The sequence below is a fragment of the Candidatus Nitrosocaldus islandicus genome, assembly GCF_002906215.1.
GTDB classification, from domain to species: domain Archaea; phylum Thermoproteota; class Nitrososphaeria; order Nitrososphaerales; family Nitrosocaldaceae; genus Nitrosocaldus; species Nitrosocaldus cavascurensis.
In genome coordinates, this window is sequence record NZ_CP024014.1 from 980613 (window position 1) to 993405 (window position 12793).

The window sequence follows — 12793 nt, forward strand, 5'->3', positions numbered from 1 at the left end:
AGAATAGAGTAGAGCAGAGTAGATTGAGGATAAGCAATGTATACAAATTACTAACTAAATGCTCATCCCATATCTCATAATTCAATTTATCAACGTATAATAATAGGTTGCATATAGCATAACATGTGCCTATAAGGATAGGGATAATTGTATTCCCTGGGAGTAACTGTGACAGGGATATATACCATGTCCTCAAGAATATAATGCATGTTGATGCTGAGTTCATATGGCATAAGAGAGAGGATCTGAACTCCCATCATTATGATGCTATAGTTATACCTGGTGGCTTTGCATATGCTGATAGGCTCAGGGCAGGGGTTATAGCAGCATTCAGCCCTGTTATGCAGGCAGTGAAGAGGTTAGCAAGGGATGGGCTGCCAGTACTTGGCATATGCAATGGGTTCCAGATACTAGTTGAGTCAGGTCTGCTCCCTGGTGCATTCATGCGCAATGACTCATTAACGTTCACATGTAGATGGACTAGGCTCAGGCTTGATGTAGATGGTAGTAGAACCCCGTTTACACTACTCCTTGAGAGGGGTATGAGACTCAACATACCTGTAGCAAATCAGGAAGGCAAGTACTACGTTGATGAGGATACGTTAAGGGAGATGGAGAGGAATGAGCAGATAGTCTTCAGGTATGAGGATAATCCTAATGGCTCACTCCATGATATTGGAGGGGTATGCAATGTAGAAGGTAATGTGCTTGGGATGATGCCACACCCAGAGAGGGCATGCGAGATCATGCTTACGCCACAATACATGCATAACTCTACCCTCTTACATGGTTATGGAGATGGTATAGTTATATTCAGATCACTAATATCGTACCTGTATGGCAAAGGTGAGCATCCATGAGCCTTACAGATGAGGAGATAAAGTACTTGAAGGATGCTCTAGCAAGGGAGCCCAATAGCGTTGAGTTGAGCATGGTATCTGCTGAGTGGTCAGAGCACTGCTCATACAAATCATCAAAACCATATCTAAAGATGTTCAGCACTGAAGGTAGATACGTGCTTATAGGTCCTGGGTATGATGCTGGAGTGCTAGATATAGGTGATGGGATGCTTCTTACACTGCATATAGAGAGCCATAACCATCCATCTGCTGTTGAGCCCTATGGTGGTGCAGCAACAGGAATAGGGGGAGTGATAAGGGATATACTCAGCATGGGTAGTAGACCAATAGCATTGCTTAATGCATTAAGGTTTGGGGATATAAGGTATGATAACCATGCAAGGTGGCTCTTCAGGAATGTTGTTAGAGGGATAGCAGATTATGGGAACTGTATAGGAGTTCCTACAGTTGCTGGGGAGGTAGAGTTTGATGATTCATTTACCAGCTATTGCCTTGTTGATGTTGCATGCATAGGGATAGCAAGGAAGGATAGGCTTGTTATGCTTAAGGGCGATGCTGATGATCTTGTTATCATTGCTGGTAATAGGACTGGTAGAGATGGTATACATGGGGCATCATTTGCATCAAGGGCATTTGAGGGGGAGGAAGAGGATAGATCTGCTGTACAGATACCAGATCCGTTCATGGGTAAACTCCTCATAGATGCTACAATGGAGTGTGTAGAGAAGGGATGTGTAAAGGCTATAAAGGATCTTGGAGGAGGAGGGCTTGCATGCTGCTTATCAGAGACTGCTGATAGATTGGGCAAAGGCATGCTTGTTACGCTTGATGCCCTCCATCTTAGAGAGGATATGAGCGCTGAGGAAATAATGATATCAGAGTCTCAGGAGAGGATGCTGTACATAGTTGAACCATCAAGGCTTGAGGAGTTCAAGGCTGTTATGGCTAAGTATGAGATACCATACTCAATACTTGGAAGGTTGACTGATGATGGCTACCTCAGCATATACCATGATGGAAAGCAGGTTGCAAGGATAAAGGCTAGCATAGTTGCAAAGGCACCTATTGCAAGGCGTAATGCAAAGAAACCACCATACATAGAGCAGATAGCAAGGAACTCTAGGAAGCCAGAGGTACCAGAGCAGAATGATATAGCAGAGATACTCCTTGAACTACTTGCTGATCCAAGCATAGCAAGCAAGGAGTGGGTATACAGGCAGTATGACCATGAGGTTGGGTTAAGGACCGTTGTGAAGCCTGGTTATGCTGATGCTGCAGTGCTGAGGGTAGGGCTTCCAGTATATGATAGAGATGATGGTGCCATGGAGGATGGTGTCAAGTATATAGCAGTCAAGGTTGATGGCAACTCCAAGCACTGCTACATAGATCCATACAATGGTAGTATGGGTTGCTTCTCTGAAGCATGTAGGAATGTTGCATGTGTTGGTGCAGAGCCCATAGCAATGGTTGACCATCTCCAGTTTGGTAGTCCTGAGGATGAGCATGTATTCTGGACGTTTGTAGAGTCTGTTAGAGGGTTAGCAGATTATGGTAGGTATATGGGGATACCATGCGTTGGTGGCAAGGTGAGTTTCTACAATGAGACAAGGCAAGGAGCAATAAAGCCAACTCCTCTAGTATGTATTGTAGGGCTTGTAGAGGATGGCTATGGAAGAAGGATTATGAATGGTCATGCTGGAGAGGGTGATCTGCTCATGATCATAGGCTTGACCAAGGAGGAGATGGGTGGTTCAGAGTACTATGAGTATATACACTCCATCCTAAGTGCTGATGTACCAAGGGTTGATCTAGAGTATGATAAGCATGCTAGAGATGCTCTACTTGCACTTGTAAGGGCAGGGCTTGTTACATCTGCGCATGACTGCTCCAAGGGGGGTTTAGCAGTTGCTATAGCAGAGATGTGTATAGCCTCTGGTATTGGGGCAAGGGTAGACTTGAGTAATGTGCCTCATACCTGCACAAGGCTTGACGATCTACTCTTCTCAGAGTCTCACTCTAGATTCCTTGTATCATTAAGAAGGGATGATCTGGATGCTGTTAATAGAGTGCTTGCTGATTACCCTGTGCATAGAGGTGTGATAGGAGCATTCAATTCAGACTCACTCTTACTTGAGTACAAGGGAAGTAGCATAAGCATAAGCATGGATAGCATGCTAGATTCATACTCTAGCATAGCAAGGTTGATGGGTCATGGAGGCTAGGGAGAACTGTGGTGTTGTTGCAGCATACTCCCTTGCTGGGAGGAATGTAGTACCTATAGTAATAGAATGCCTAAGGGCACTGCAGCATAGGGGGCAGGAGTCATGGGGTATTGCAGTGCCTAGGATGAAGCCATACAAGAGGTATGGGCTTGTATCAAAGGCAACATCATCATTCAGCAAGGTAATAGCAAGGTATGCATCAAACGCCGCTATAGGGCATGTTAGGTACTCAACAATAGGTAAGAGCAATCTAAGTAATGCTCAGCCCTTGAAGGTTAGGGATCTATGTATTGCACATAACGGTACCATCTCCAACTTTGAGGAACTTGCAAGCATGACAGGGCTATGCTCATTCACACCTCAGAATATGAGTGATACCCTTGTAGCAGCAAGGAGGCTTGTTGATCTCCTCAATGGTAAGAAGAAGGATATGCCCTCAGCCCTAGACATACTTAGGAGGGAGATAGTAGGTTCATTTGCATTCACCTTCATCACAAACGATGGCAAGGTATATGCTGCTAGAGATCCTAAAGGCTTCAGACCACTCGTGCTAGGCTATCATAAGGATAGCAGTACATACATAGTTGCATCAGAGTCTTGTGCGTTGGATGCTGTTAATGCTGAACTCATAAGGGATGTTGAGCCTGGTGAACTAATAACACTTGATGACTCTGGCCTTAACGGTGAGATGTTTGCTGTTGAGAGGCCGCATGCACACTGTGCATTTGAGTACACATACTTTGCCCATCCATCAAGCATAATGGAGGGTATAAGCATATACTTAGCAAGGAAGAGGATAGGCAAGGTACTTGCAAGGAAGTATAGATTGGAAGCTGATGTGGTGATACCTGTACCAGACTCTGCAAGACCTGCTGCACTTGGATATGCTGAGGAGATGGGCATACCATTTGAGGAGGGGTTGATGAAGGATCGCTACAGCAGGAAGGGTCCTATAAGGAGTTTCATAGAGCCTTACCAGCATGATAGGATGGAGATTGTTAGGAGGATAATACCAATAAGGAGTGTTATAGAGGGCAAGGATGTAATAGTTATAGATGATAGCATAGTTAGAGGCACTAGTTCAATCTCAATAGTCAATGCCCTAAGGGGTGCAGGAGCAAGGAGCATCAAGATGCTTGTATGCTATCCCCCAATAAGGTTCCCATGCTATGCTGGGATAGACTTCCCATCACAGGAGGAGTTGATAGCATATACAGTCAACAATGGGAAGGAGTGTGGTGAAGATGAACTTAGCATGATGGTAGCAAAGGCCATAGGTGTAGATTTTGTTGGCTACAACGATATGGATAGGCTAGCAGATGCAATAGGACTTCCAAAGGAGGAGTTATGCTTCACATGCCATACAGGTAACTACGAGAACCTCAAGATAAAACCATTGTTCAGGAGTAGGCAGCAACTTAAAGGTAGTGAGTGAATTATGTGTAGACTTGATAACAACAATATGGATGGGAAGGTATGAATGAATGAATATGCCTATTGATTTAATTTTATAAATTAGTTGTATGCATCATTGCTGATCTGCTATGCTATACAGTATGAAGAACCCTCTTAGTATAGGTATAGTTGGAGGAGGCCAGTTGGGCAAGATGCTTGCAATGGAGGCTAAGAGGTTAAGCATGAGGGTAAATGTACTCGATCCCTCAGATGATTGCCCAGCATCAATGCTTGCTGATGAGTTGATAGTAGCAAGGTTCAACGATGCAGAAGCGATTGAGAGGTTAGCAAGTATGAGTGATGCTGTAACATACGAGATAGAGTTGGCAGATGCAGATATACTTGCTAGTCTAGAGAGGAAGGGGTACAAGGTTAGGCCTCCAGCACATGCTCTAAGGATAGTTCAGGATAAGTTCATGCAGAAGTATATGCTAAGCAAGAGCGGTATACCAGTTGCAGAGTCATTCTCAGTAAATAGCATAGATGATCTTCACTCCATAGCAAGGAGCATAGGGTATCCTGTGATGTTAAAGGTTAAGAGGGGAGGTTACGATGGTAGAGGGAACTTGCTGGTTAAAGGTTATGATGATGCTACCAACGATAGGATAGCAAGGTTCGTTGCTTCTAGGGGAGGATGGGACTCTGTATACGTTGAGAGGTTCATCCCTTTCATAAAGGAGGTATCAGTAATAGTTGCTAGGAGTAGCAAGGAAGAGGTTGTAGCATACCCTGTTGCTGAGAATGTACATGATGATGGTATACTAGATACAAGTATGGTGCCAGCAAGGATACCAGAGGAGTTGGCCTATAAGGCAAAGAGAGTAGCGATGGATGTTATACAGGCACTTGATGGCATTGGGGTGTTTGGTGTTGAGATGTTCGTTACAAAGAGCAATGGTAAGAGTAGTAATAACAGTAATAACATTAGCAATGGAGATGATGATAGCGATGGTGATGGATACTCCATACTGGTGAATGAAGTAGCGCCAAGGGTGCATAACACAGGCCATTATAGTATAGAGGCATGCAACGTATCCCAGTTTGAGCAGCATATAAGGGCAGTTCTAGATCTACCATTGATAGAGCCTAGGATGGTATGCAAGGCAGCAGTTATGATCAACATACTTGGGGATGATGGTATAAATGGTTACTATGCTATAGATGGTATAGAGAGGATTATGTGCATGGATGCAAGGATCCATATATATGGGAAGAGGAGCAACAAGGGGAGGAGAAAGTTGGGGCATATAACCCTACTTGGTGATGATCTTGATGATCTATTGAAGAGTGCCATGCAGATCAGGTCAGCCTTAAGGCTTGTAAGTGTATGAATGTATATGTTGGTTGGTGATGTTAGCAATGATGATGGGTGATGTTAGCAGTATAAGCAGAAAGAATGCAAGGGTTGCAGTTATAATGGGCAGTGATTCAGACCTTGAGGTTATGAAGGATGCCTGTGCCTTCTTGGATGAACTTAACGTTGCTTATGAGGTTAGCATAGTCTCTGCCCATAGAACACCAGAGCGTATGTATGATTATGCAAAGAGCGCTAGAGAGAGAGGTATAGAGGTTATAATAGCTGCTGCTGGAGGAGCAGCCCATCTACCTGGTATGGTTGCATCTTTAACAACACTACCAGTTATAGGCGTGCCTATAAAGTCTGCTACCCTTAACGGGCTAGACTCACTACTCTCTATAGTGCAGATGCCCCCAGGTGTGCCAGTTGCAACAGTAGCCATAAATGGTGCAAGGAATGCTGCCATTCTAGCATGCGAGATATTAGCAATCAAGGATCAGGATGTAGCGATGAGGTTAGAGAGATACAAGAGTGAGATGAGGGATAAGGTACTTGATGCAGCAACAAGGCTAGAGGGTATGGGTTACAAGGCATATCTTGAACAGAAGGGATCTACACAGCATTGAGCATCCTATAAGCAGTAGTGCTTATGATGCCTGGTTATATACTGATCTTGGAGAGATAATATATGGGATTAGTATCAGCAAGTGTTGAGGTTGATGTAGGCAAGACTGCATTCAAGTTCATAGCAGATCCAAAGAATATAAAAGTTGTATATCCAGAGAGTCTAAAGTTTAAGGTTGATGAGGTTCCAGAACAGATATCAGATGGCATTAGGATAAGGATGAGTGCTAGGCTTCTAGGTCAGAGGTTAGAATGGTACTCCATAATAAGAGATTTATAGGGAGGATGTGGGCCTCAGATGAGGCTGTAGACTCTCCATTCTTGAAGGCATACACATACTGTAAGAGATAACTAACAAGGATATGCATAACTCAGGTAAGAGATGTATAATAGATTACTCACGCATAACTACCTTCTTGGTTATTATAGATGATATCCATCTTACCTTAACTACTACCTTCTTTGCTTATCTACTGCATGTTAAGTAGGTTGTATAATAATGATACTTTTAGTGTTCATACAAAACTCCTTAACCTTTAATATACTCTAGCCATAACATGCTTACTGAATATCCTTTTAAGAGAAGAGAATACAGATTCTGCTACTAGCCATACTGCTGTACTCTACTCTTTCATCTCCTAGTCATGTTGTTCTAATACAGCATATGCTAGATGATCATCCCCATCTATAACTGAGTTCCTCCTTCTTTATTGCCCTTATAGCAGGTTCTTGCACTATCAGCAATCAAGGAACTTAAAGTTTGATTTGCTATCATATGCTCATCTACTATCTCTTACGTTATTCATCTTCCTTAACTCATAACGCCAATTAGGTAATGTATCAAAAAGAGGATCTCTTAGCATAACTAAAGATTCATCATAGACCAATTCATAATAGCCTAATCTCTAGCATATTAAATAAAAAGATCTTGCTAGGTAGTTATACAACAAAGCAATTATCATCATAACGCAATTATCAACACTCTATTATCATCAAACCTCTAGTACTCTCATCCATTAACATCTTAACCATCTCCCTTGGCATATCTATTGCAGATGCATTACTCATTATGGCAAGGGTCCTTGGGCATACATACCTGCTCTTCCTTATAACAATAGAGCGATCATCCTCAAGTGTAAGCATCCTGCATCCTTTAGCGGTGAACCTCCATTCCATGCCCCTAACGAGTATGGTGAACCTTACCTCTCTACCATCATCCCTTATAATATCACCTATCAGAGCGTTAAGGTCTCTACATGCCTTATCTGCCTTAACCCCAACTATACAATCTCCTCTAGTTGTAAGATGCTCATCCCTTGTAACCTCTATGGTGCTTCTATGCAGTGCTCTAACATTCCTATGCCCATGGAACGTTATGGTTACCTCATGCACCACATCAATCCCTTCTGCGTAAGAAACTTTTAAATGCTGGCATATCTGCAAGATCAATGTGTTACCAGCAGCAGCAGGATATGATAGAGCGATAACAGTATTCTCCCCAGATGGTAGACTATACCAGGTTGAGTACGCTATAGAGACTGTAAGGAGAGGTACTCTAGCGATAGGGATAAAGAGCAAGGATGGTGTAGTGCTTGCAGCAGAGGAGAGGGCAAAGAAGTTACAGGTTCATACTATGACGCAGAAGATATTCCAGGTTGATGAGCATATCGGTGTTGCAGCGGCAGGCTACATCCCAGATGCAAGGATCCAAGTTGATCATGCTAGGGTTATGGCACAGAGTAACAGGCTTGTGTATGACGAAGCAGCAGATGTTGAGACCATAGCAAAGAACATTGCTGACCTTGCACAGCAGTTCACACAGTATGCTGGTGTTAGGCCATATGGAGTATCATTGATAATAGGAGGGGTTGATAGGAATGGAGGTAGCATATTCGTTACAGATCCAAGTGGTACATACCTAGCATACAATGCAATTGCTATAGGTGCTGGTTCAGATCAGGTTAATGATCTGCTAGAGAAGGTGTATAGAGAGGATATGAGTCTAGATGATGCATGTGTTCTAGCCATACAGGCAATATACCATGTCAGCGAGGATAAGAGTGGTACCAAGCATATAAAGATGGCTGTCATAGATAACAAGAGTAGGAAGATGCGCAGGTTAACAGAAGAGGAGGTTGCAAAGTACGCAGAGATTGCAAGGAGTCGTGGTCCAGTAACGCAATAATTTTATCTAAATAATAATATAGAATGGCAAATTGCAAGGTGAATAAATAAATAAAGAAAGAATGAAGGAAGGAAGCAAAGTAGTAGCAGTAGTAGTAGCGATCAGATTAGAGGAGTAAATGAGTAATGTATGCTATTGAAGCGAGAGGTTAGATACTCAACATCCTTCTTGATTTTATTTATCACATTCTCTTGCTTCGATCTATCTTCAAGCACATGATATATGCTTGATATCATCTCCGCTATGCTCTTCATCTCATCCTCCTTCATCCCTCGTCTTGTAACCTCACATGTACCTAGCCTGAGCATGCTATCAACAATTATATTTACATCCTCAAGGATCCTAACCAATCTATCTCTATGCTCATGCTTAAGGTTAAGGAGCACTTGGTGTGTCTCTGTGTACTGACCATCTCTAGCCCTCCTCCTAACCTCAACACCATACTCATCTAGAGCCTTTGCCAATGCTTTAGCATTCCTAACAACCTGCATAGCATAATCTCTACCAAATGCAAGCATCTCCTCTAGAGCAAGGGCAAGTGCTGCTATCCTGTTGAAGTGTGGATTATCTATAACCTTTAGTTGTATGTTATCTCCCAACCCATAACCATCATCCCTATCTGCAAGTATCAACCCTCCTTGAGGTCCTGGAAGCGATTTATGCGTACTTCCCATCAATATGCTTGCACCCTCATCCAATGGATTTGGGAATGCATCCCCTGCTACAAGTCCAAGCAGATGAGATGCATCATATACAAGCATAGAGCCTACATCTCTACATGCCCTTGCTATACCCTCAAGGGGTGTATGGAATGTTATCACTGAAGGGGCTATGATAACAAGCCTAGGCTTCAACTCATGTATCCTTGCTATACATGCATCAACATCTATGCACATGTTTGCATGATCATATGGTATACTGTGCACCTTGAGCATAAACCTAGATGGCATATATTTATCCATGTATCCAGGATAGCCTCCAGCATCCATGCTGAGTACCATTATACTATCATAACTCCTGCTTAGATGCATGAGCACTGCTAAGGAGCATATATGCCCAGATATTGGTCTTACATCAGCGTACCTTGCGTCAAACAACTCCCTTGCAATGGAATCTGCATACTCTACTACCTGCTCTATGTACCTTGTACCCCTGTAGAAGTTTGCACTATCAGCAAACATCCTGAGGGAGTATCTGTGCATCAGATCGCTTGATAGTAGTACCCTAACAGCATGGCTTGTTACATTCTCTGATGCTATGAGGTTTATACACCTACTCCTATATCCTTCATGCTTGAGAACTAGGTCTAGTATACTGCTCTTGCTTCTCCTTCTGCTGCTACTACTACCACTGTTGCCATTACTACTATTATTATTATTGCTGCTATCACTATCAGCCATAACAATTACAGTCATTAATACGTAGATTTAAGTATAGCCTATGCTAAGTGTGGCAATACCAGACTCAAGCCTTGCTGATGAGAGTACTCTAAGGGAGAAGAGCATAAAGGCATCAAGGATTGCTAGAGTGTTAGCAATATTTGGCGTAGAGTTTGTGTTGATATACAGGGATACAAGTGCAGATTACAGCAAGGATGGTATGCTCTTGAAGCTCATCCTTGAGTTCATGGATACCCCTCAATACCTAAGGAAGAGGCTTTATGGAAGGATGAGGGAGTTGAGGTATGCTGGGCTCTTCCCCCCATTGAAGGCACCACACCATAAACCATACGTGAGGATGGATGAGGTTAAGGTTGATGATGTAAGGCAGGGTGTAGTAGTAAGGAGGATGAGGGATGGATACTATGTTGATGTTGGGCTTGATGAGCCTGTACTGCTCGAGCATGCAGATAAGGTTAAGGTAGGGGAGAGGGTCTCAGTGATATTCACATCCCCATATCCAGATTTAAGGTGTAGGATAGCAAGGGAGGGCGAGATAAAGGGTTATTGGGGTTATCATGTAAGGTATGCTGGTACTGCTAGTGATCTTCTGAAGGGTTTGAGTAGCAAGAAGAAGGGTGGAGAGAGCCTTGCTATAATCACATCCAAGTTAGGAAGACCTGTAAGGGAGATAGAGCATGATATTGCAATGGCAAGGGATATAATGCTCATCTTCGGCTCCCCGTACAAGGATGTGTATGAGATCGCTGGTAATGTAAGGATAGATATGCTTACATACAACTTCTTCCCCATGCAGAAGGTTGAGAGTGTTAGACTTGAAGAAGCAATACTTGGATGCCTTGCAGTTGTAAATTACATAAAATCTTAGTCTAGAACTAGCAGATACTCAAGTACTGTGAGTGAGAATAAGCCATTGATCCTTGTATGAGCATTGCTAGAGGTAATAGCAGAGTCATGAATGGTTTTGCAATGTTAAAGGAAGAGGAGGCTTAGCATTCTATAACAACTTCCCATTAAGATCATCCATACATAATCTATAACAGAGGAGTTCCTAACAATATTCATAGATATACAATCTGGAGAAGAGGATTATCATGACTTATTGATAAGCAAGCAAGTAGATGCACTTAGTATAGGAACTGTTTGTTAGTATATACTATTTGATTACTATGATCTTTTAACTGCTTAACCTATCTACTACTACAAGATGTTATGTTAGCAGTCTATTTATTAGCATAGATGATCTCTTTTTTAATTAGATTAGCAATTCAATGGTATCAGTATTATCTTGACAATCTAGTAATATAACCGTAAACTTATTATAGGAATTATCTATATCTATTTATATATAAGCATGAATTGGCTAAAGAAAAGGGGAGTCCTACCTCTACTGCTATCAGCAATAGTTATAATCATTAGCAGTATATCTGTCTATATTGTATTATCCTATTATCTGCCTCCAACAGATAACCATGTAGAAAATAATACAGGTCTTTTCAACGCTACCAATTCTTCTACCTCTACACCCTCTGCACTACATTCATTATCCCATCCTAATCTAACAATATCTGCTGTAAACGAGAGGGCTGGTACGGCTCTAACCATAACCCTACAAGATGCTCATATAATTGATATGATAAATAGATGGTTAGATTCAGGCGCACAAGTTACCGTTGTAGGGGTACAGCCAGTTGAGTTACCCGCAGACATAAAGATCTCAGCACCTCATCGGAATCCAGTACATCATGAACTTATAGGCATGATACTTAAACCGTTACTCAAACCTATGCTTGATAACCTTAGAGAAGAGGTTAGCAATAACAATACCTACAAGAGCAACAGATATGGAGAGGTTGTTATTACTATTAATTGGCATATCATGGGCGGCCATCAATATCCAGTATCCGCTGTTGTAGATCTAGAAAGAGAGAAGGATAAAGTGTATGAGATACATCAACAGATAACAAGGGTAATTGTTGATATAGATGAAAGAAGGGTCAAGGATATTATTATGGGAGAAGAGACTGTAATAAGACACGATATAAAACCTAACAAAATATACATGGAAAGCAATTCGTTTATGCCATACACTGTTATCATAAAACCTAGTACTATACTATACTGGCATAACTACTCTACTCTGTCTCACAACATAGTTGGTATATATAAGACATTGGATGGGTCTTCAATATTGATAGATAGCAAGGATATAGGTGGAGGAGAGATATGGCAGTACCTCTTCACCAAAGAGGGCGAGTTTGAATATCACTGCACATACCATAAGGATGAAGGGATGAGTGGTAAGGTTATAATTAGATAAATCCGGCAAGAAATCCTACGGTTTTTAACAGTAGGATGAATTTATTTGATACTCTTCACAATAAGGTCTGGAGATTCTAGGTTCTTCTAGACTTAACCTTTCATCATACTAGGTTCTGGATTGTCATATCAAACAAGCCTTGTTATGGACATATAGCATAGTCCACTTAGTTCTTTCTTACCTCCCTATCCTATTACTGTTTCATGAGCTACTCGTTCAAGAAAGATTAGTTAAATAACCATTAAACCAATCGAATAGTTAATTCGTCCAAGAACAGAACTAAAGTTCTAGACTTTTGTAGAAGTCTATGTAAATTTATGCTTTGTTATATAACTAGAGAATATAGCCGTCTTTTAGTTTCTAACATCATAAATCATGTTAGACCTAAGTGCGCTCTTTTACCTACAGATATATTGAGATTTCATAGTTA

At 41.8% G+C, this 12793-nt stretch carries 11 protein-coding genes; 9 read left to right on the plus strand and 2 right to left on the minus strand.

Annotated features, from left to right (window positions below; genetic code table 11):
- Positions 1 to 131 precede the first annotated feature (131 nt).
- From purQ to CRG89_RS05080, 6 genes are all read left to right on the plus strand, one after another.
- Complete coding sequence (gene purQ / locus CRG89_RS05055; RefSeq protein ID WP_103287928.1) at positions 132 to 860, plus strand: phosphoribosylformylglycinamidine synthase subunit PurQ; 729 nt, start codon at positions 132 to 134, stop codon at positions 858 to 860.
- On the plus strand, positions 857 to 3082 hold the full coding sequence (gene purL / locus CRG89_RS05060) for a phosphoribosylformylglycinamidine synthase subunit PurL (RefSeq protein WP_103287227.1): 2226 nt from the start codon (positions 857 to 859) through the stop codon (positions 3080 to 3082). The genes purQ and purL overlap by 4 nt, the downstream gene beginning before the upstream one ends.
- Positions 3072 to 4517 (plus strand): amidophosphoribosyltransferase, encoded by a 1446-nt coding sequence (gene purF / locus CRG89_RS05065; protein WP_103287228.1) that lies wholly within the window; start codon positions 3072 to 3074, stop codon positions 4515 to 4517. Before purL ends, purF begins: the two co-directional genes overlap by 11 nt.
- A 109-nt stretch (positions 4518 to 4626) precedes the next feature.
- A complete protein-coding gene (locus CRG89_RS05070; protein ID WP_103287229.1) occupies positions 4627 to 5868 on the plus strand; it encodes a 5-(carboxyamino)imidazole ribonucleotide synthase in 1242 nt (413 codons plus the stop codon).
- 34 nt (positions 5869 to 5902) lie between these two features.
- Positions 5903 to 6460 (plus strand): 5-(carboxyamino)imidazole ribonucleotide mutase, encoded by a 558-nt coding sequence (gene purE / locus CRG89_RS05075; protein ID WP_103287929.1) that lies wholly within the window; start codon positions 5903 to 5905, stop codon positions 6458 to 6460.
- A 62-nt stretch (positions 6461 to 6522) separates the two neighbouring features.
- Positions 6523 to 6738, plus strand: coding sequence for an SRPBCC family protein (locus CRG89_RS05080; RefSeq protein WP_103287230.1), 216 nt, complete (start codon positions 6523 to 6525; stop codon positions 6736 to 6738).
- Positions 6739 to 7433: 695 nt separating this feature from the next.
- On the opposite strand, the gene CRG89_RS05085 is transcribed toward CRG89_RS05080, so the two are convergent.
- Positions 7434 to 7850 carry a DUF371 domain-containing protein gene (locus tag CRG89_RS05085; RefSeq protein WP_158648732.1) on the minus strand — a complete coding sequence of 139 codons (417 nt, stop codon included), beginning with the start codon at positions 7848 to 7850 and terminating at the stop codon, positions 7434 to 7436.
- A 58-nt stretch (positions 7851 to 7908) separates the two neighbouring features.
- Between CRG89_RS05085 and psmA the strand changes: the two genes are divergently transcribed.
- Positions 7909 to 8643, plus strand: coding sequence for an archaeal proteasome endopeptidase complex subunit alpha (psmA, locus tag CRG89_RS05090; RefSeq protein ID WP_103287232.1), 735 nt, complete (start codon positions 7909 to 7911; stop codon positions 8641 to 8643).
- A gap of 101 nt (positions 8644 to 8744) precedes the next feature.
- On the opposite strand, the gene CRG89_RS05095 is transcribed toward psmA, so the two are convergent.
- Positions 8745 to 10043 (minus strand): serine hydroxymethyltransferase, encoded by a 1299-nt coding sequence (locus tag CRG89_RS05095; protein ID WP_158648733.1) that lies wholly within the window; start codon positions 10041 to 10043, stop codon positions 8745 to 8747.
- Positions 10044 to 10083: 40 nt separating this feature from the next.
- Here CRG89_RS05095 and CRG89_RS05100 point away from each other — a divergent pair, with 40 nt between their 5' ends.
- The gene (locus CRG89_RS05100; protein ID WP_103287234.1) at positions 10084 to 10911 is read left to right on the plus strand and encodes a putative RNA uridine N3 methyltransferase; all 828 of its coding nucleotides are present in this window, start codon (positions 10084 to 10086) and stop codon (positions 10909 to 10911) included.
- 486 nt (positions 10912 to 11397) lie between these two features.
- Entirely contained in the window at positions 11398 to 12363 is a 966-nt protein-coding gene (locus tag CRG89_RS05105) for a cupredoxin domain-containing protein (RefSeq protein ID WP_103287235.1), read from the plus strand.
- Positions 12364 to 12793 lie beyond the last annotated feature (430 nt).

Excerpts from the sequence above, each read along its gene's own strand:
- purL (WP_103287227.1), top strand. The coding sequence starts at position 857 with ATGAGCCTTACAGATGAGGAGATAAAGTACTTGAAGGATGCTCTAGCA.
- CRG89_RS05105 (WP_103287235.1), top strand. The coding sequence starts at position 11,398 with ATGAATTGGCTAAAGAAAAGGGGAGTCCTACCTCTACTGCTATCAGCA.
- CRG89_RS05080 (WP_103287230.1), top strand. The coding sequence starts at position 6,523 with ATGGGATTAGTATCAGCAAGTGTTGAGGTTGATGTAGGCAAGACTGCA.
- CRG89_RS05100 (WP_103287234.1), top strand. The coding sequence starts at position 10,084 with ATGCTAAGTGTGGCAATACCAGACTCAAGCCTTGCTGATGAGAGTACT.
- purE (WP_103287929.1), top strand. The coding sequence starts at position 5,903 with ATGGGTGATGTTAGCAGTATAAGCAGAAAGAATGCAAGGGTTGCAGTT.
- CRG89_RS05095 (WP_158648733.1), bottom strand. The coding sequence starts at position 10,043 with ATGGCTGATAGTGATAGCAGCAATAATAATAATAGTAGTAATGGCAAC.
- CRG89_RS05070 (WP_103287229.1), top strand. The coding sequence starts at position 4,627 with ATGCTATACAGTATGAAGAACCCTCTTAGTATAGGTATAGTTGGAGGA.
- purF (WP_103287228.1), top strand. The coding sequence starts at position 3,072 with ATGGAGGCTAGGGAGAACTGTGGTGTTGTTGCAGCATACTCCCTTGCT.